Annotated in this window: 16 protein-coding genes; 4 read left to right on the top strand and 12 right to left on the bottom strand. The window is 34.9% G+C overall.

Annotated elements, in window-relative coordinates; translation table 11 throughout:
• Positions 1–30: 30 nt before the first annotated feature.
• From hemL to ACVC3Y_RS10025, 3 genes are read right to left on the bottom strand one after another with little or no spacing between them, the layout of a single operon-like run.
• Positions 31–1317 (bottom strand): glutamate-1-semialdehyde 2,1-aminomutase, encoded by a 1287-nt coding sequence (gene hemL / locus ACVC3Y_RS10035; protein WP_452226788.1) that lies wholly within the window; start codon positions 1315–1317, stop codon positions 31–33.
• Between the two features lie 5 nt (positions 1318–1322).
• Positions 1323–2120, bottom strand: coding sequence for a glucosaminidase domain-containing protein (locus ACVC3Y_RS10030; protein WP_303421859.1), 798 nt, complete (start codon positions 2118–2120; stop codon positions 1323–1325).
• A gap of 3 nt (positions 2121–2123) precedes the next feature.
• Entirely contained in the window at positions 2124–3011 is an 888-nt protein-coding gene (locus ACVC3Y_RS10025) for a 1-aminocyclopropane-1-carboxylate deaminase/D-cysteine desulfhydrase (protein ID WP_452226787.1), read from the bottom strand.
• Positions 3012–3249: 238 nt separating this feature from the next.
• Here ACVC3Y_RS10025 and ACVC3Y_RS10020 point away from each other — a divergent pair, with 238 nt between their 5' ends.
• Positions 3250–8382, top strand: a complete 5133-nt coding sequence (locus ACVC3Y_RS10020) for a GEVED domain-containing protein (RefSeq protein ID WP_452226786.1) — start codon at positions 3250–3252, stop codon at positions 8380–8382.
• On the opposite strand, the gene ACVC3Y_RS10015 is transcribed toward ACVC3Y_RS10020, so the two are convergent.
• Positions 8379–8702: a hypothetical protein gene (locus ACVC3Y_RS10015; RefSeq protein ID WP_303421863.1), complete on the bottom strand. Its 324-nt coding sequence runs from the start codon at positions 8700–8702 to the stop codon at positions 8379–8381. The genes ACVC3Y_RS10020 and ACVC3Y_RS10015 overlap by 4 nt on opposite strands.
• 47 nt (positions 8703–8749) lie before the next feature.
• On the opposite strand from ACVC3Y_RS10015, the gene ACVC3Y_RS10010 reads away from it, so the two are divergent.
• Genes ACVC3Y_RS10010 through ACVC3Y_RS10000 form a run of 3 tightly spaced genes read left to right on the top strand, consistent with a single transcriptional unit; the run spans position 8750 to position 11485 of the window.
• Positions 8750–8923 carry a DUF5522 domain-containing protein gene (locus tag ACVC3Y_RS10010; RefSeq protein WP_303421865.1) on the top strand — a complete coding sequence of 58 codons (174 nt, stop codon included), beginning with the start codon at positions 8750–8752 and terminating at the stop codon, positions 8921–8923.
• An 11-nt stretch (positions 8924–8934) separates the two neighbouring features.
• Positions 8935–10926, top strand: a complete 1992-nt coding sequence (locus ACVC3Y_RS10005) for a urocanate hydratase (RefSeq protein ID WP_452226785.1) — start codon at positions 8935–8937, stop codon at positions 10924–10926.
• Between the two features lie 22 nt (positions 10927–10948).
• Positions 10949–11485 carry a DUF4136 domain-containing protein gene (locus tag ACVC3Y_RS10000; RefSeq protein WP_303421869.1) on the top strand — a complete coding sequence of 179 codons (537 nt, stop codon included), beginning with the start codon at positions 10949–10951 and terminating at the stop codon, positions 11483–11485.
• Positions 11486–11543: 58 nt separating this feature from the next.
• On the opposite strand, the gene ACVC3Y_RS09995 is transcribed toward ACVC3Y_RS10000, so the two are convergent.
• From ACVC3Y_RS09995 to pcaF, 8 genes are all read right to left on the bottom strand, one after another.
• The gene (locus tag ACVC3Y_RS09995; protein ID WP_303421870.1) at positions 11544–11909 is read right to left on the bottom strand and encodes a hypothetical protein; all 366 of its coding nucleotides are present in this window, start codon (positions 11907–11909) and stop codon (positions 11544–11546) included.
• Between the two features lie 84 nt (positions 11910–11993).
• Complete coding sequence (locus ACVC3Y_RS09990) at positions 11994–14045, bottom strand: alpha-ketoacid dehydrogenase subunit alpha/beta (protein WP_452226784.1); 2052 nt, start codon at positions 14043–14045, stop codon at positions 11994–11996.
• Between the two features lie 19 nt (positions 14046–14064).
• Positions 14065–15375 carry a dihydrolipoamide acetyltransferase family protein gene (locus ACVC3Y_RS09985; RefSeq protein ID WP_452226783.1) on the bottom strand — a complete coding sequence of 437 codons (1311 nt, stop codon included), beginning with the start codon at positions 15373–15375 and terminating at the stop codon, positions 14065–14067.
• 179 nt (positions 15376–15554) lie between these two features.
• The gene (locus ACVC3Y_RS09980; protein WP_452226782.1) at positions 15555–16151 is read right to left on the bottom strand and encodes an acyltransferase; all 597 of its coding nucleotides are present in this window, start codon (positions 16149–16151) and stop codon (positions 15555–15557) included.
• 1 nt (position 16152) lies between these two features.
• Positions 16153–16905 carry an enoyl-CoA hydratase/isomerase family protein gene (locus tag ACVC3Y_RS09975; RefSeq protein WP_452226781.1) on the bottom strand — a complete coding sequence of 251 codons (753 nt, stop codon included), beginning with the start codon at positions 16903–16905 and terminating at the stop codon, positions 16153–16155.
• A gap of 45 nt (positions 16906–16950) precedes the next feature.
• On the bottom strand, positions 16951–17262 hold the full coding sequence (locus ACVC3Y_RS09970) for a GIY-YIG nuclease family protein (protein ID WP_303421880.1): 312 nt from the start codon (positions 17260–17262) through the stop codon (positions 16951–16953).
• A 76-nt stretch (positions 17263–17338) separates the two neighbouring features.
• Positions 17339–19876, bottom strand: a complete 2538-nt coding sequence (gene paaZ / locus ACVC3Y_RS09965; protein ID WP_452226780.1) for a phenylacetic acid degradation bifunctional protein PaaZ — start codon at positions 19874–19876, stop codon at positions 17339–17341.
• Positions 19877–20224: 348 nt separating this feature from the next.
• Positions 20225–21439, bottom strand: a complete 1215-nt coding sequence (gene pcaF / locus ACVC3Y_RS09960; RefSeq protein ID WP_452226779.1) for a 3-oxoadipyl-CoA thiolase — start codon at positions 21437–21439, stop codon at positions 20225–20227.
• Positions 21440–21445: the final 6 nt, after the last annotated feature.

Genomic DNA, 21445 nt, shown 5'->3' with positions numbered 1-21445 from the left:
AAGGAGAAATCCTTTAAGGTGCTTTTATTTTTATAAGGTTTTTGCTACTGTATCTACTGCACGTATTGTTTTATCTAAATCGGTATAAGTTAAAGCATCCGTAATAAACCATGTTTCAAAAGCACTTGGCGCAATATAAATTCCTTCATCTAACATACCATGAAAGAACTTTTTAAAAGTGTCGTTATTTCCTTCGGCTGAAGTTTTAAAATCTAAAACTTCACCTTCAGCAAAATGCACAGAAATCATGGACCCTATTCTATTTATAGTATGTATTATATTGTTTTGGTTTAAAACCTTAGTAATTCCTTTATGTAAATACTCGGTTTTTTCAGCAAGGCGATTATAAATTTCTACATCTTTATTTAATTCTTGTAACATAGCTAAACCTGCAGCCATTGCTAATGGGTTTCCACTTAAAGTACCTGCTTGATATACAGGACCAAGAGGAGCTAAACAACTCATAATTTCTTTATTAGCAGCAAAAGCACCAACCGGTAATCCTCCTCCAATTACTTTACCAAAACAAACAATATCTGCTTTAATGGTGTACAGTTCTTGAGCTCCTCCTTTTGCAAGTCTGAAACCGGTCATAACCTCATCAAAAATTAAAAGAATATTATTTGCATCGCATACCTCTCTTAATTGTTTTAAAAAATTATTTTTTGGAGGGATACATCCCATATTACCAGCAACTGGCTCTAGAATAATACAAGCTATTTCGTTTTTATTGGCTTCAATAATTTGCTTTACATTTTCTATATTATTATAAGCTGCAAGTAAGGTATCTTTTGCTGTACCTTCCGTTACTCCTGGGCTATTTGGCGACCCAAAAGTCACCGCTCCACTACCAGCTTGAATTAAAAACGAATCGCTATGACCATGGTAGCAGCCTGCAAATTTAATAATCTTGTCTTTACCTGTAAAACCTCGAGCAAGGCGAACTGCACTCATGCAAGCTTCTGTTCCAGAATTTACAAAACGAATCATTTCGATATTTGGAACCATTGCAACTGCTAATGCTGCAATTTGCGTTTCAATTTCGGTAGGTGTCCCAAAAGATGTTCCTTTTTTTGTCTTTTCTACAACAGCATCAACAACTGGTTTAAAAGCATGACCAAGTATCATTGGTCCCCAAGAATTAATATAATCTATATATTGGTTATTATCTTCATCTATTAAATAAGCTCCTTTTGCTTCTTTAATAAATATTGGTGTACCTCCTACAGCTTTAAAAGCTCTTACAGGTGAATTTACTCCGCCAGGTATTACTTTTTCAGCTTCTGTAAATAATGCACTACTACGTGTATAATTCATAAAATTTAATAATCTTTTGGTATTGGTTTTACATATAATACTTGCCCTACAAACAAACCTGTATCATTTAAACCATTTAATTCTTGAAGTTCTTGAACTGTAATTTTATATTTTTTAGAAATAGAATATAAAGTATCTCCTTTTGCTACAGTATACTTATCATTATTCGCTGCATTTTTTCCTAAAACTTCTGCATCAAATCGATACAACTGATAACGTTCAATTAAGCTAATTAACTTTACAGGGTATTTTCTATCTGTAGCATAACCAGCAGCTCGTAATCCTTTTGCCCAAGATTGGTAATCATCTTGTTCAAAATCAAACAAATTACTATATCTTTTTCGTCCTGTTAAGAATAACGAATGGTCTCTAAAGGAATATTTCGAATTATTATATTTTCGGAAACATTCTTGAGATGCATCATCATCATGATAAATTTTAGCTCCTGTCCAATCATGACATTTAATACCAAAGTGGTTATTCGCCTCAACTGAAAGTCTTCCTTTTCCTGAAGCCGATTCTAAAATACCTTGAGCTAAGGTAATACTAGCAGGAATACCATATTTACGCATTTCATCTTGAGCTATATCACTATAAATAGCAATATACTCTTCGGTAGAATTTGCATAAACTTCAGGAGTAGTTGGAGTAATTTCTGGTGTGGTTACTTCTTGTTGTTTTGGTTCTATTTCAGTAGTCTTATTTACTACTTCCCTTTTATCTTTTTTAGTAACAACTTTTTTACTGGAGCCGCAACTAAACATAAAAAAAGTTAGGCAGCTTATTACAATTATTTTCTTCATTTTTTATTGAATCAATGGTAAATTCTTCTTTTTTAAAACGGTATTCATACCTTCTATACCTTGTAATCCTCCAGTATGAATAATTAATATTTTAGATTGCTTCGGAAAAAAATCTTTTGCAATTAAATCCTGTATACCATAAAGCATTTTCCCTGTATAAACGGGATCTAATGGTATCTTATGTTCTTCTTTGAAAGTATTTATAAACCGTATTAATACTTCGTTTGCTTTAGCATACCCTCCAAAATGATAATCTGTTATTAATTCCCAATTTGTTTTGGTTGTAAATTTAGTAATTTCTTCTTGTAAAAAGTCTCCTTTTAACGCTGGAAATCCAAGAATTTTTTGATGCGGAAAACTTGCATTAATTATTCCTGATATTGTACCTCCTGTTCCTACAGGGCAGCAGATATAATCGTATACTTCATCTCCTTCTTCTAAAATTTCCTCACATCCTTTTACAGCTAATTTGTTAGTTCCTCCTTCTGGAATTAAATAAAAATCACCAAACTGTAGCTCTAAGTTTTCAATAAATAGTTTAGATCCTTTGTTTCTAAATTCATCACGTGAAATAAATTGAAATTGCATTCCCTGCTGTTTAGCAAAACTTAAAGTAGGGTTTCCGTTTATTTTATTTTTTAACTCTTCACCTCTAACAACACCTATTGTTTCAAAACCAAAAATATTACCTGCAGCAGCAACTGCTGCAATGTGATTAGAATAAGCACCTCCAAAGGTTAATAAAGTTGTTTTTTTTTGATTCTTAGCTTCTATGATATTATACTTTAGTTTATGCAACTTATTACCAGAAACAAACGCATGATTCTTGTAAATATTCTTTACAAAAACCTGAAAATCAGCAGTTAAATTAATTTTAACAGTTAAACCCATCTTTTAAACGAAAAATCACACATTATTATTAATTTTATTCTATTTTAGCTATAAGTGTTAATATTCTGTTATTTTTTAATCAAAATCGTTAAAAAATAAAATATAACACATTAAAGGATTCCCAAAATCTACATAAATATTATCTTACAATATCTTTTTGATATAAACTTATGTTCCAAATTTAAAGTTTATGATGAAAACACTACACTCTAAGACCGCAAATCTACGTTGCAAAAAAATGCAATTTATAATTAAATTACCTATTATTTGTTTACTACTATTACTTTCTACGAATACTTTTGGGCAAGGCACAAGTTGTGCAACTGCCACTACACTAAACATTGACGGAGTTTGTGATTCTGGAAATATTTCAGACAATACTCAAGACCTTCCTAATATTGCTTCTTGCAATGGTTTTGCGAACTTTAAAAGGGAAGGCTGGTACACTTTTACAGTAACAACTGGACCTTTAGACATAAATATAACTGCATTATCAAATAATCGAAACCTATTTTTACAATTAATAAGCTCAACTTCTTCTTGTACAGGATTATCACAAATAAATTGTGCAAACAATGATACTGCAAATAATTCAGCACAAACCGAAACAATTAATGCAACTTTAAATAATGGCATTTATTATATAAAAGTAGCAAATGTTTCTGGTGGTAATAATCCTATGACGTTAAATAGTATATGCGTAACGTCTTCAGCACCTCTAGCTAACGATGACTGCTCAACTGCAACAACATTAAACTGTGGTGATACAAATATATCTGGATCAACCATAGGTAGTTCTAATACTACAAACTCTACTGGTTGCACAATAAGCAACTATGGAGTTTGGTACTCATTTATTGGAGATGGGCAACAAACAACAATATCATCAACTTCATCAGGCGGTTGGGATCATGAAATGAACATAGTAAGTGGTAGTTGTGGCACCTTAACAAATATTAGCTGTGAAGATAGTGATTTTACAAATGGTACAGAAAGTTACACCTTTACTAGTTCTATAGGAACCAACTATTATATATATATAGCTCATTGGGATTCTACAAGTGCAACAACAGGTAACTTTACCATTTCTAGGACATGCTCAACGCCACCAACTACTCCTACTAACGACGACTGCTCAGCAGCAGTAACATTAAACTGTGGCGATAATATTGCAGGCACGACAAATAATTCAACCGCAGCGAGTAGTGGCACGGGTTGTTCTATTAGTGACTATGGCGTTTGGTACACCTTTACAGGAGATGGAATAGAGACTACTATTACTACAGATGCAGCTGCTAGTTTTGATCATGAAATGGCTATTGCAAGTGGTAATTGCGGTTCTTTAACTAATATTACTTGTGAAGATAGTACTGGAAACGGAGGTATTGAAAGCTATACTTTCACTCCTATTCTTGGTGTGGAATATTATATTTATATAGCAGATTACTACACATATGGTGGAGCAACAGACACTGGGAATTTCACTATTTCTAGAACTTGTGTTTCTGCGTGTACACCACCAACAGCACAACCAACAAACTTAACGTTTGGAACTATAACAGATAATTCTATTGACGGAAGCTTTACAGCTTCTGCACCAGCATCCAGCAACTATCTTGTATTAATGAATACTACAGGCACTACTCCTACTCCTCCAACAAACACAACCTCGTATGCAATTGGGAATACGACACTTGGAGCAACCGTAGTAGATAATGATGAAAATACAAATTTTACAGCTACCGGATTAAACCCAACTACAACGTATTATTTCTTTATTTATTCCTTTAATGATTTTGGTTGCTTTGGAGGACCACTTTACAATACTATAAACCCACTTACTGATAATGAAACCACTTTAATAGCAACCTATTGTATTCCATCATCTACAGACACAAGCAACTACATTGATGATTTTATTACAACAGGAGCTATAAATAACATTAACCATACAAATTCTGGTTTTTCAACAGCTGGCTATGGAGATTTTACTTCTATGGTCGTTGAACAACTTACAGGATCTAATGTAGATTTTACTATTAATTTTGCTGGAGGTACTTACGAAACTAATATTTGGGTAGATTGGAATAATGATACAGATTTTGATGATGCCAATGAAAAGGTATTTGAAACTGCTGGATATAGCGACCCAACAATAGGTAGTTTTACCGTTCTTGGAACAGCAGCACCAGGAAACTATAGAATGCGTATACGATCAGATTGGTTAAATTCTGATCCAGACCCTTGTGGTTATGACGACGATAGTGAAACTCATGATTACACTTTAACAGTCACTCCTTTAAATTGTACAGACAACCCTGTTAGTTTAACAGGAATTACTACATCTACTACCACTGGAACGATTAGTTGGACAGATCCCGCACCCGCTCCTGCAAACGGGTATGAATATATTGTTTCTACAGATAATACTACAGGAACTCCTGGTGGTGATATTTCAGGAACTACTACTGGAACTACGGTTAATCTTACTGGATTAACAGCTGGAACTACATACTATGTATTCGTAAGAGGAATTTGTAATGCAGTAGACTTTGGCGTTTGGATTACCACAACATTCACAACTGGTTGCTCAAACATTATAACTACTCCTACTGTTTGTCCTTTAATAGTTGGAGAACAAGGAGTTGATCCTTTTACAGCTGATCCTTTTGATCCAGACCCAAGCTTTAGCTTAGACTGTACCAGTCCATCATTAACGTTACAAGCTCATTCTACAATAAGAGAAACAGACAGCTATATTGTTGAACAAATTGCATACCCTAATCCAGCACCAGAGTATGAATTTCCTACATTTGGAGGAGCTGGAGTACAAACAATAGATGATGATGATGTTTGGGCTGATGCCAGAACGAATCTTGGTTTTAATTTTTGTTTTTACGGAAATACATATACAGAAACACTAGTTGGTGCTAATGGTATGATCACTTTTGATAATTCGTATATACCAGGTTCTTATTGTGGCTATTCATTTAACGCAAATCTTCCTAGTTTGGCTGGAGCCTTATTTAACAATACCATTTATGGTGTTTATCACGATTTAGACCCAAGGGGCTTATTAGGAACACCTATTAAAAGTCGTGTAATAGGAACTCCCGGATGTAGACAATTTATTATTTCTTGGATTGATATTCCAATGTTTGATGATGCAAGTAGATTGTATACTGGGATGATAGTCCTTCATGAAACTACAAATATTATTGAAGTATTTATTGAAGAAAAAAGAATAGCAAATGGTGACGTTTATCCTTGGAATGATGGTAATGCCATTGTAGGAATACAAGGAGATGGAAATACTGGAGAAGCTATTGCTGCTCCATGTAGAAACGGTCTAGACACTAACTGGGAAACAACCAACGAAGCTTGGCGATTTGTACCAAATGGAGCTATTATTGCACCAGACTCTGTAACATGGTATTCTGCAAGCACAGGAGCTGCAGTAATAGGAACAGGATCAACTTTAACAGTAACAACACCCGACACCTACACTGCCGAAGTTACTTATACTTCTTGTGGTAATACAGTTACTTTTTCTGATGATGTTATTGTAGATCAATCCAGTAAAACATGGATGGGATATATTGATAACAATTGGTACATAGATGGTAACTGGGAACCTAACGGAGTACCAACATCAAGCGATTGTGTCCTAATTCCAGATATCGCAGTTTCTAATGTAGACTTTCCTGTAGCAGATATTGTAAATCTAATTCCTTTACCTCCACAACCTGCAAATGCTTTAAACTTGACTGTTGCATCTTCTGCTAGTCTTGAGGTATCATCAAACACAAAATTAATAGTTACAGATTGGATTCATTTAGATGGAACCATTAACATAAGAAACAATGGTAGCTTAATTCAAATTAACAATGGCGCACCAAATGTTAATAACAATACTGGAAATGGAAATATCAATATGCAAAGAACAGCAACTATAGCTAGTTCATATGATTATATCTATTGGTCATCTCCTGTTGAAGGGTTTAGTGTTTCTAATGTTTCGCCTGGGTCTTCATATATTTATGAATGGATACCAACAATACCTGGAAATGGTGCTGGAAATTATGGAAACTGGCAAGCAACCACAGAAAACATGGTTAATGGTAAAGGATATATCATTAGAAATGTAACAGGAACACCGACACCGTCAACACCTGAATTTGTAGGTAGACCCAACAATGGAGTAATTACCAAAGCCATAACAAGAGGTAACTACAACGGAGCAGATTACGCTGGTGGAGGTAATACTATAGCTACTAACTTAGATGACAATTGGAATTTAATTGGTAATCCTTACCCTTCAGCAATTTCTGCAGATACTTTTATATCTGTAAATGCTGCAGTAATTGCAGATGATACAAGTCCAGCTATTTCTGGAACTGTTTATTTATGGAGACATCTAGCCATCCCGAGTAACGCAATTAATGATCCTTTTTATGAAGACTTTGTTTACAATTATAATCCTAACGATTATATCGCTTATAATAGCACTGGATCTAATCCTTCTGGTTTTGGTGGAGATATAGCAGCTGGACAATCCTTTTTTGTACTCATGGAAGATACTGCACCTGTTAACTCTACTGTTTCCTTTGATAACATTATGCGTAATGAAACATTAAACAACAGTCAGTTTTATAGAAACTCTCAAGATAATAATCGTTCTTCAAGTATTGAAAAACATAGAATTTGGTTAGATTTAATTACTCCAAACAACACTGCAAACTCTATACTTGTGGGCTATGTAGAAGGAGCTTCCAATAGTTTGGATAGACTTTATGATGGTCATGAATTAAGCGAAACTAGCACCAGGTTTTATTCTATAATTGAAGAGGAAGAATTAGGAATACAAGGAAAATCACTTCCTTTTGATGAAAACGATACTGTAGCATTAGGTATAGAAATTCCTCAAAACGGAAACTATTCTATTGCAATAAATACTTTAGACGGATTATTTCAAAACACGAATCAAGCTATTTATATTGAAGACACTTACACAAACCTAATACATAATTTACGAATTAACCCTTATAGTTTTAATATTGATTCAGGAACTTACAATGACCGATTTATATTAAGATATACTGATGAATCATTAAGTGTGGATAATTTTGAAATTTCAGGATTAGAAATTTTAGCGCCTAACAATAAATACATTAAAGTGAAATCTGGAAACAGTAACATTGAAACAGTTATTGTATATGATCTTTTAGGAAGAACTTTAATTAATCAAACAGAAATTAATGCTTCTGAAATTACATTCAATAATAATAATTTTTCGGAAGGTGCATATATTGTAAAAGCAGTTCTTGAAAACGGAAGTCAAAAAATTCAGAAAGTAGTTTTAAAAAATTAATAATACTTTAAAAACTTCCAAAACGACCTTGATTTTAAATAATCAAGGTCGTTTTCATTTATATAAGCCTCTCTTTCAAAAGATATATTTCTATAAGCTTGATGCCAATCTCTTAACTGTACTAATCCAATTAAAAACTCAATAAAATACAAAATATAAAATGGAATAATTAATAATTCTAACTGCTGTCTTAAATGAATTTTTTCATGATTAATTAAAACCTTATTCTTCATTAAACTAGTATACTTTAAAAACACAAAAGGAAAAATAGTAATCCCAGTATACCCTCTAGGAACCATATATTTTGAAATAAAAATCATACTTAACACCTTTCAAAAATCAAACCAAATTACATTATATTTGTTACATGAAGAAATTTGTTCCAATAGAAGAAGGCGATTATTACTTAACTCCAGAAGGCTACAAATGTTTCACTGCACAATACCATTTAAAACGTGGTTACTGTTGCGAGAGTGGATGTAGACATTGTCCTTATGGGTATAATTCTTCTACTTCAGGTAAAACAATTAAAAAAAAGTAAAGCAAATTATAATGAAGACATTTAAAGAGCAAATACTAGAAGGTATACCAGATATTTTACCAGAAACTAAAGTATACGAAATAGAAATAAATCACGCACCTAATCGAAAAGCTATTTTAACTGCTGAAGAAAAAAAACTAGCACTCCGTAATGCTCTACGTTATTTTAATAAAAAACAACATGCAGAATTACTTCCAGAATTTAAAAACGAATTAGAAACCTACGGAAGAATTTACATGTATCGTCTGCGTCCAGATTATAAAATGTACGCCAGACCAATAGACGAATATCCAGCAAAATCGAAACAAGCAGCCGCAATCATGCTTATGATTCAAAATAACCTGGACTATGCAGTTGCACAACATCCCCACGAATTAATTACCTATGGTGGTAATGGTGGCGTTTTTTCTAATTGGGCACAATACAGACTTACCATGAAGTATTTGGCCGAAATGAATAACGAACAAACACTAGTAATGTACTCTGGGCATCCAATGGGATTATTTCCTAGTCATAAAAACGCACCACGTGTTGTAGTTACTAATGGTATGATGATTCCTAATTACTCAAAACCAGACGACTGGGAAAAATTCAATGCACTTGGCGTAACACAATACGGACAAATGACTGCGGGAAGTTTCATGTACATTGGACCACAAGGAATTGTACATGGCACTACAATAACCGTTTTAAATGCGTTTAGAAAAATAAAAAAAGAACCACAAGGAAACCTTTTTGTAACCTCTGGTTTAGGTGGTATGTCTGGCGCACAACCAAAAGCAGGAAACATTGCAGGTTGTATTACTGTTTGCGCAGAAGTAAATCCGAAAATCACACAAGTACGTTTAGATCAAGGTTGGATAGACGAAAAAATCACAGATTTAAACGAGTTAGTAGTAAGAATTAATAAAGCTAAAACAGAAAAAGAAACTATTTCTATAGCATATCTAGGAAACATAGTAGATGTTTGGGAGAAATTAGACGAAGCAAATATTCATATAGATATAGGAAGCGATCAGACCTCTCTTCATAATCCTTGGGCTGGAGGGTATTATCCAGTAGACATCTCATTCGAAAAAGCAAATGAGATGATGGCAAATAACCCAAAGCTTTTTAAAGAAAAAATTCAAGAAACATTACGTCGTCATGCCTTAGCGATAAACAAACACACCGCAAAAGGAACTTATTTCTTTGATTATGGAAATGCTTTTTTATTAGAAGCTTCTCGTGCTGGAGCAGATGTAATGGCCCAAAACCCAACAATTGGACGTGAATTTAAATACCCAAGTTATGTTCAAGATATTATGGGGCCAATGTGCTTCGATTATGGTTTCGGTCCATTTCGTTGGGTTTGCACCTCAGGAAAGCCAGAAGACTTAGCGAAAACAGACACTATTGCATGTGACGTTTTAGAAGAGATCATGAGAAATTCTCCTGAAGAAATTCAGCAACAAATGCAAGATAATATTACATGGATTAAAGGAGCCCAAGAAAACAAATTGGTAGTTGGCTCACAAGCAAGAATACTGTATGCAGATGCCGAAGGACGTATGAAAATTGCACAAGCATTTAATGAAGCTATTGCAAAAAAAGAAATAGGATATGTTGTTTTAGGTAGAGATCATCATGATGTATCAGGAACAGACTCTCCATATAGAGAAACAAGTAATATTTATGATGGCTCTCGCTTTACAGCAGATATGGCGATACAAAATGTAATTGGTGACAGCTTTAGAGGTGCCACTTGGGTTAGTATACACAATGGTGGTGGCGTTGGTTGGGGAGAAGTTATAAATGGTGGATTTGGTATGGTTCTTGATGGTACTATAGAAGCATCTAAACGATTAAAAACCATGCTCTTCTGGGACGTAAACAACGGGATTTCAAGACGAAGTTGGGCACGAAATTCGGGGGCAGAGTTTGCTATTAAACGTGCCATGGAAATAGAACCTAATTTAAAAGTAACACTTCCAAATCACGTAGATGATGCTTTATTGAATTAGAAAAATTTAAAAAACTGCAATTATGAAACATCTATTATCCATCACATCGCTATTACTATTATTAGTAATATCCACTTCGTGTAACTCGGTTAGAGTAGCTTCCGATTACGACAGACAAGTAAATTTTAATAACTTTAAAACCTTTGCTTTCTTTAAAACAGGAATTGACAAAGCCGAAATTAATGATCTAGACAAACGTAGAATTTTAAGAGCTATAGAATCTGAACTATTAGCCAAAGGTTTTACAAAGTCTGAAAACCCAGATCTATTAGTTAGTATTTTTACAAAATCTAGAGAAAAAATAAATGTCTATAACAATAACAATTTTGGCCCTTATGGATATGGTTGGGGATGGAGTCCTTGGTATTGGAATAACTATAATACCGTATCGAAATCTACAGAAGGCATACTTTATATAGATTTAATTGAGGCTAGTAAAAAAGAACTCGTATGGCAAGGGCAAGGCACAGGCTATTTGTCACAAAATAAAAAAGAAGAAAGAATACAAGAATTTGTTACTAAAATAATGGAGAAATATCCGCCCGGCTTACACGAATAATAAGCACAAAAAAACCACTCTAAATTAATAGAGTGGTTTTTTTTTATATACAATTATATTATTTTTTCTCTTTGTAAGATTCTTTCAAAGATTTTTGATACGCTTCATACTGACTTGGAGTTAAGATTTGTCTTAATTTAGTATTTGCAGCTTCTAATAAAGTAGACTTTGCTTTTTGAACTGTAGCAATATCATTATTCCCTTCTAAACCTTTCTCGTTATATGCTAAATCAACTAATACTTTAAATGTTTCTACCTGTTGGTCACCAGTTAACTCAACTAATTGATGTAACTCATAAGTTTGTTTTTTAGCTATTGCTTCAGGGCGCTCTGATTCTGCTACTCTAGAATCCTGTGCTTGTGTTTGTTGCATACCAACAAAAAATATAGCGATTAAGCTTAAAAGTGAAATGTATTTTTTCATGTTTTATTAAGTTATTAATTTAAGAGTTCAATATACAAAATAATTTGAAAAACAGAATACATTATTTTATCCCTTTATAATTAACTAATAATTAATTAGTGTATTTATCTTAGCTTTTACTTTTTCCGTAGAAGGAATCATCGTTTCTTCTAAAGTGGAATTTAAAGGTATTGCTGGCATATTTTCACTACCAATCGTCATTACTGGAGCATCTAAAAACCTAAAGCATTCTTCCTGAATTTTTCCTGCTAAGGCTCTAGCAAAACTGTTATTGGAAGGCTCTTCAGTCACCACCAAACACTTTCCTGTTTTCTTTACAGATTTCATAATCGTATCTTCATCTAATGGAAATAAGGTACGTAAATCAATAATTTCAATTTGATCTCGCATTCCTAATTCTCCGGAAGCATTATATGCCCAATGCACTCCCATGCCATAAGTAACAATCGTTAAAGTTTCTACATTTTCCTGTTTCCAAATTTCTTGTAACAGCCATGCTTTTCCAAAAGGAAGTACATAATCTTCACTAGGTTCTACAGAAGTCGCAGTTAAAGTTCCCGGTACCTTAGACCAATACAGCCCTTTATGTTCTAAAATCACAACCGGATTTGGATCGTAATAAGCCGCTTTCATTAATCCTTTTAAATCGGCTCCATTACTTGGATAGGCTATTTTTATCCCTCGAATATTAGTAATTACACTTTCTACAGAAGACGAATGATATGGTCCACCACTACCATAAGCACCAATTGGTACACGAAGTATCATGCTTACTGGCCATTTTCCGTTAGATAAGTAGCAACTTCTACTTACTTCTGTAAATAATTGATTTAATCCAGGCCAAATATAATCGGCAAACTGTACCTCAACTATTGGTTTTAACCCAACAGCACTCATACCAACTGTAGAACCTACAATAAATGCTTCTTGAATTGGGGTGTTAAAAACCCTATCATCCCCAAATTTTTGAGCTAATGTAGCTGCTTCTCTAAAAACGCCACCAAGCCTTCCTCCAACATCTTGTCCGTAAAGCAAGCATTCTTTGTGTTTTCGCATCAGTTCTTCTACAGCAAATAATGCACAATCAACCATCACCACTTTATCTGCCCCTTTTGGTGATCTCACCCCTTTTTCTTCGGTTATTGGTGTAGGCACAAAATCGTTGGTAAATAAATCTTCTGGCTTTGGATCCTCTGCTTGTAATGCTTTTTTAAAGTCTGCTTCTACTTTCGCTTTCGCGGAATTTTCTATTACTTCAATCTCAGTATCTGTAAAACCATTAGCTAGTAATTGTTGTTTTATAACTGGATATGGATCTCGAGAACGGGCTTCATCTAAATCATCACGATACCACTCCATTCTAACACCAGATGTGTGGTGATTTAATAAAGGGACTTTAGCATGTACCAAAAACGGTCTACGTTCTGTTCGAATGGTATGTATTACTTTTTCTACAGCTTCATAGCTTTCTATAAAGTTTGCTCCATCAATGGAAATCGCTTCTAAGCCATGAAAACCTTTTGCATACTCAAATGCATTTTGCGCTCTCGTCTCCGCTGCATTTGCAGAAATATCCCAACCATTATCTTGTACTAAATATAAAATTGGCATTTGTTTTAAAGCTGCCATTTGAAACGCTTCTGCTATTTCCCCTTCGGTTACAGAAGCATCTCCTAAAGAACACACGACAAACGGTAAGTCTTTAAGTGTTTTATCATCCAGACCTTGTAATTCTTTGTACTGCATTCCCATGGCAACTCCAGTAGCAGGAATGGTTTGCATTCCTGTAGCTGAAGATTGATGTGGTATTTTAGGTTTATCATCCTCTTTTAAACTTGGATGCGAATAATACGTTCTTCCTGCAGAAAACGGATCGTCTTTTTTTGCTAGCAATTGTAACATAAGATCATGAGGCTCTAGCCCAAAAGACAATAACATAGCATCATCTCTATAGTATGGAAATGCATAATCCTGAGGCAATAATTGCATTCCTAAAGCAATCTGAATGGCTTCATGACCTCTAGAAGTGGCATGCACATATTTTGAAACTTGTTTAAAATTAGCTTCATATAATTCTGCCATTGCTTTCGCTGTACAGAGTTTTGAAAATCCTTTTTTTAGTATGTCTTTATTCATCTTAAGTTTTCTGTTTGTGTTATATTTCTCTATTTACATCAAATTGCTCAAAATAATCAGCTACTCTTCGCACAAAACTACCTCCTAAAAACCCATCAACAACACGATGATCAAAAGAAAGGGATAAATACATCATACTACGAATAGCAATTTCATCTCCTTTTTCTGTGGTAATTACTTCTGGTCTTTTTTTAATGATTCCAAGTGCTAAAATGGCAACTTCCGGTTGGTTGATAATTGGAGTTCCCATGACGCTACCAAAGGTTCCTACATTTGATATAGTGAAAGTGCTTCCTTTAATATCATCTCCTGCTAATTTATTTTCTCTTGCTTTTCCAGCTAAAACATTTACATTACTAGCAATGGTTTTTAAATCTTTAGTATCCGCATTTTTCACAACAGGAACAATTAAGTTTCCACTTGGTAAAGCGGTTGCCATCCCAATATTAATAGCTTCTTTTACAATAATATTATTTCCATCTACCGAAGCATTAATGTTTGGAAAATCTTTTACTGCTTTCGCTACTGCTTCTACAAATAATGGTGTAAACGTTAAACGCTCACCATGTTTTTCTTGAAAAGCTATTTTATTAGCGTTTCTCCAGTTTACCATATTGGTTAAATCTGCTTCCACATAAGCAGTAACGTGCGGTGAAGTGTGTTTAGAATACACCATATGATCTGCAATCATTTGACGCATTCTATCCATTTCGATGATTTTACCTTTTCCTTTATCAAATTCTAATTGCGGAATGCGATATGCAGTTGGATCTTTTTCTGCTATTGGTTGCGCAAATTTGTATGGTCTTCCTTCTTCAATATATTGAAATACATCACTTTTACGTAATCTACCTTCGTGACCTGTTGCAGGAATTCGTGCAAGTTCTTCAAAACTAATGTGGTGTTCTTTTGCTATTTTTATAATTAAAGGAGAAAAGAAAATGTTGGAATTAGTAACAGAAAAAGAATTTGACGCAGATATTGATGCTTGCTGAATAGATTTTGTTTTTTTGGGTGCTTTTGTTTTTTTAGTAGGTGACTCTTCTGGCTTAGACAAGTCCTTTATATTTTTTGAAGAATTTACTTCTTCTGAAATTTCTAAAACAGCAATTACTGCTCCAACAGGAACAACATCTTTTGCTTGAAATAAAGTTTTTATCAATGAACCAGATGCTGGTGCTGGCACTTCATTATCTACTTTATCGGTAGCAACTTCCAGAATAATATCTCCTTCTTCAAAAGTATCTCCTTCAGCTATTAACCAATTGATAATGGTTCCTTCTGTAATACTTTCACCCATTTTAGGCATTTTTAATTCAAATTTCGACATCTTTATTAACTAGCGTTTGTTAGTTTATTCTTTCTTTAATTTTTACCGCAATTTGCGTTAGCGATTGCAACGGCATCCTTTTTTACGTCGGTTCGAGTGCAATTGCTTTTTAGCAATTTTGTATCGAGAACAAGTAAAAAAGATATAGTGTAAAGCGCGACCCTTGTGGTAACGCCCAACTATTTCTTCATAAAATCACGAAGTGTTTTATAAACATCCTCTTGTATTTTCATATTTTCTGGCACTTCTCTTAAAGGTGCAACGGCCTTTAAAGTTTCATGGCAATCTGCTGGTAATTGTTGATATAATTGGGTGCCTTTGGTTTTCCAAGCAATCATTTCATCACTAACTTGTTTAATTACTTTAGCAGGATTACCTACTACTAAACTTCTGTTTGGAATTTTGGTTTCTGCTTTTACAAATGCCATAGCTCCAACGATGCATTCGTCTCCAATTTCGGCATCATCCATAATTACGGTATTCATACCAATTAAGCAATTACGTCCTAAATTTGCTCCATGAATAATGGCTCCATGACCAACATGTGCACTTTCTTTTAACGTAATAGATTTTCCAGGAAACATATGAACGGTACAATTTTCTTGTACGTTGACACCATCTTCTAAAATAATTTGTCCCCAATCGCCACGAATGGTTGCGCCAGGACCAATGTAACAGTTTTTACCAATGATGACGTTTCCTGTAACTGCAGCCAAAGGATGTACGAAACTAGATTTGTGCACCACTGGTGTGTAACCTTTAAAAGAATAAATCATCTTACTTAAACCCTTTTAATTTTTCTTTTGTAAACTCTGACAGCACTAATTTTCCACTAGTTGCCGCTCTTTCGGCTAACAACTTATCCCAATCTTCTGTTCCTTGCCAAAATACTTTTTTCATTTCGAGCATGGCTTCTGTATTGTATGTGCATAAGTGTTCTGCGGTTTGTTTTACAGCCTCGTCCAATGCTTCTGTTGTGTCGAAAACATGAGTATATAAACCTTTTTGTTTTGCGAATTCTGGCGAATAGAATGTATTCGCATCTATTGCTATTTGCGACATGGCGCTTAATCCCATTTTACGCTCTATTGCTGGTCCGACAACAAATGGTCCAATACCAATATTTAATTCACTTAACTTAATAGAAGCAAATTTTGTTGCCATACAATAATCGGTTGCAGCTGCAAGTCCAACACCACCACCAACGGTTTTCCCTTGAATACGACCGATAATAAATTTCGGACATGTACGCATCGCATTAATTACGTTTGCAAAACCAGAAAAGAATATTTTTCCTGTTGCTGCATCGTTGATGTTTATGAGTTCTTCGAAGCTAGCACCAGCACAAAAGGTTCTGTCTCCGCCACTTTTAAGAACAACAACTTTAATAGCGTCGTTAGTTCCAGCTCCGGTAATAGTTTGCGCTAGTTTTGCAAGAACATCTCCTGGTAAAGAGTTGTGTGCAGGATGGAAAAACTCTATGTATCCTACTTCGTTTTTAATTACTAGTTTTACGTATGGTGTGTTCATATTCTTAGTATGTCAATGCGTACTTGTTGCGCATTCGTATTTTTTTTAATTCTTATTGTACTTGGAAAGATCCCAATCTAAACTCAAATCCATCCAATCTGGATTCCTTTCTGTTATTAGATTCTTCTTCCATGCTTTTTTCCATTTCTTAATAGTCTTCTCTCTTCTAATAGCAATCCGTATATCTGAGTGCTCTTCAAAATAAACTAATTTTTTAATATTATAATGTCCAACGTGCGTTCCAAAGGTTGCTGCTTTATGTTCATGCATTCTTCGTTCCATATTATTTGTTACACCAACATAAAAGATGTGATTTCTTTCGTGTGTTAGAATGTATGTATAATATTTTTTGGACATTTAGTTGTTATATATGCCACTGCATTAAAGTTTTCCGTTAACATTAATGCGACTGCGCAACAGGTGCGCAGTGACTTTATAAGAGACCAAATTGCTCAAAGTGATGATTCAAATGTTTGCGTTCTAAAAGATACGCTTCATATTTATTTAATTCTCCGAAGACTAAATTCTTCAATTTCGCCTCTGGATTCTCTTTATAAAATTCTATATACTTTTCTCTTTGTTCTTTAAATTTTTCAATTGCTGTTTCTAAATCTGCATGCTTTAAATCATCTAATGTATCTTTTTCTAACTGTGGAAACTGACTGTTTTTTGGAAACTTTTTATAATTATACAAACTATGATGCACTTTCTCTAAAATGATTGAAGGTGTAGCAATTTCAAAATCTTGAATTTCACCTGAAGCAATTTTATAGGTATATTCTAAATGCTCAATCATATGCTGAGGTGTCATAATTCCCCATTTAGGTTTCGCATCTGCTTTTAAATTTGAAAGACATACATTTATTTTTTCCGAAGTCATCTCTACAAAGCTTTCTTGCTTTTTCTCTACCATCGTTAATATGGTTGCAACAGCTACTAACGGACTATCTTTTTCTGTTTTCTGACTTTCGGGACGGTTTTCAAAATTAGCATCAAAAACTTCCACATGCCATTTTACAATACCACTTGGGTGTTCTGCAGAAGCAACATCTCTATCCACTTTTTCTTTGCAAGTTAAACGCACATAAATAGTATCGTTATGATATAATGGTCGTAAAAAACGGATACTATCTAAGCCATAATTAGCTGCTACAGGACCTTTATTTGGATATACAAATAATCCTGCTGCTGCAGAAATAATGAAATACCCATGCGCTGTCCTCTTTTCGAAAATACTTCCGTCTAAAGATGTAATATCTGTATGAGCATAGAAGTGATCCCAAGTTAAATTGGCAAAATTCTGGATATCATTATCGGTTAATGTACGCTTATGTGTTTTTAGGGACATACCAGGCTGAATATCTTCCCAATGGTATTGAAATGGATGCAGTTCTGCTTCCTTATATTTTGCATTTTGCTGATATATTCCTGTAATTTCCGTTATCGTTGTTGGTGAACCTTGAATGGCTGTACGCTGTAAATAGTGTTTTATGCCACGCATTCCTCCCATTTCTTCGCCTCCACCAGCACGTCCTGGACCTCCATGTACTAAATATGGTAATGGCGAACCATGACCTGTACTTTGCTTCGCACTTTCTCTATTTAAAACTAAAATTCTACCATGATGAGATGCTGCATGTATCACATACTCTTTAGCAATTTTATCGTCATTGGTAGCAATAGAAGACACTAACGACCCTTTACCCATTTGCGCCAAAGTAATGGCTTCTTCTAAATTTTTATACGGCATGATGGTACTTACTGGTCCGAAAGCTTCACGCTCGTGAATGACAGTATTTTGAAATGGTTTATCTGCTCGTAATAAAATCGGACTAATAAAAGCGCCTTTTTTAGCATCTGCTCCAATGGTCTTAATTGCATCTAAATTACCATAAACAATTTGTGCTTCTTTTGACAAATCGTTTACCGAATCTCGAACCGCTTGTACTTGTTGATGACTAACCAAAGAACCCATTCTCACCTCTTTTAATCTTGGGTCTCCAATGGTGATTTTATCTAGTTGTTTTGCTAATGCAATTTGCACATCGTCTACTAATTTCTCAGGAACAATGATTCTTCTAATCGCTGTACATTTTTGCCCAGCTTTAACCGTCATTTCCTTTCTAACTTCTTTGATAAACAAGTCGAATTCTGGTGTTCCAGGAACCGCATCTTCTCCTAAAATAGACGCATTTAAAGAATCGGCTTCCATAGTAAAAGGCACAGATTCTTGAATTAATCTTGGATGCGCTTTTAGTAATCGTCCGGTTTGTGCAGAACCTGTAAAGGTAACTACATCTTGAGATTCTACAGTATCTAGAATATTTTTAACCGTTCCGTTTATGATTTGTAATGCGCCTTCTGGCAATATTCCAGAATCTATAATGGTTCTTGCAACTGCTTCTGCTAAATAGGATGACGAAGGTGCAGGTAATACCACAGCAGGAACTCCAGCCATCCAGTTGACTGCACATTTTTCTAACATGCCCCAAACCGGAAAGTTAAAAGCATTAATATGCACTGCAACTCCTTTTTTAGGTACCATAATATGATGGGCCATAAAGCGACCACCACGAGACAAATCGATAGCATCGCCTTCTACATGATACGGTTGATTAGGAAACAATTTTCGTAACGACGCGTTTGCAAACAGGTTACCAAAACCACCTTCAATATCTATCCAACTATCTACTTTAGTTGCTCCTGTTCTGTAACTTAAATCGTAAAAAGCATCTTTTCTTTTGGTAAGATATAATGCTAACTTTTTAAGCATGTTTCCACGCTCTTGGAAGGTCATTTTACGAAGTACTTCTCCTCCTTTTGTTCGTCCGTAGTTTAAAATTTCGGGAACGTCTAAACCTTCTATTGCAACGCTAGTAAATGCTTCACCAGTTACTGCATCTAAGATTGGTGTTCCTTCTTCTTTTCCTGTTGTCCAAGAACCTTGAACGTAATGTTTTATCTTTTCCATCTTAATGCCCATGAAAGTGGGTATCTGTTAAATTAGACTTTTATTCTTTTTTGGCGTTACCTAAAGGTCGGGCTTTCGGCAGTCGCTTTTTTTGTGAAAAACAAAAAAGAGCTTCAACAAATGCCTCTATCCCTAACGCACTTAATCGCTATGTTCTTTCTTAGCCAAAATTTATTATCTATTTGCTAAGAGATTCCTGCCTTCGCAGGAATGACAAAACTTTAATAAATCACTAACCTTAGCGGATTGCTGCGTTAGCGATTGAACGGTTTGTTTGAGCTCCTTTTTGTTTTTCTCAAAAAGAGCGAGTAGTGAAAGCGCGACCCTTGTGGTAACGCCCAAACTATATTAGACATTTACGTTTTCAATAACGCAAGCATACCCTTGACCAACACCAATACACATCGTAATTAAAGCATATTTTTTATTCTGTTCCTGCAATTCTAAAGCCGCAGAATAGGCCACTCTTGCTCCTGTTACGCCAAGCGGATGACCGATAGCAATAGCGCCTCCATTTGGGTTAATTCTTGGGTCGTTATCTGCCAATCCCCAAGCACGAATGCATGCCAAAGCTTGTGCCGCAAAGGCTTCGTTAAGCTCTATGATATCGATATCCTCCATGGTTAAACCTGCTTTTTCTAATGCTTTATTAGACGCTTGCACAGGACCAATGCCCATAATTCTAGGTTCGACGCCAACCACTGCAGAACTTACAATTTTTGCTAATGGTTTAAGATTGTACTTTTTTACTGCATCTTCACTCGCAATAATGGTTGCCGCTGCACCATCATTTAATCCTGAAGAATTTCCTGCAGTTACGCTTCCTCCTTCTTTTTTAAATGCTGCTCTTAGCTTTCCTAAAACTTCTAAGGAAGAGCTTGGTTTTATAAACTCATCTTTTGAAAATTGGATAGGATCTTTTTTACGTTGCGGAATTTCGACAGTAACTATTTCTTTTGCTAGTCGTCCGTTTTCTTGTGCTTTGGTTGCTTTTTGCTGACTCCAAAGTGCGAATTTATCTTGGTCTTCGCGAGAGATATTATATTTTTCTACTAAGTTTTCTGCCGTCATTCCCATGCCGTCTGTGCCATACATTTCGTGCATTTTCGGATTTACAAATCGCCATCCGAAAGTAGAATCGTATAGTTTAGAATCGCCTCCAAATGCGGATGATGGTTTTGCCATGACGTAGGGTCCGCGTGTCATGTTTTCAACTCCACCAGAAATAAACACGTCGCCATCGCCTGCTTTTATGGCTCTGTTTGCGTGAATAATTGCAGATAGGCCAGAACTACAAAGTCGGTTTACGGTTTCTCCAGGAACGGTATATGGTAATCCTGCTAAAAGCGAAGCCATTCGTGCTACATTACGATTGTCTTCTCCTGCTTGATTTGCGCAACCCATGATAACATCGTCGTATGCTTCCTTTGGAATACTTGGATTACGTTTTACAACTTCTTCTATTACTAAAGCGCCTAAATCGTCTGTACGAACAGCAGATAAAGTACCTTTATAATTTCCTATTGGTGTTCTAATTCCGTCTATTATGTATGCTTCTTTCATAATTAA

It is taken from the genome of Lacinutrix cladophorae (assembly GCF_053604645.1).
The sequence above is the reverse complement of the archived record's forward strand: the minus strand, read 5'-3'. Positions and strand labels throughout refer to the sequence as shown.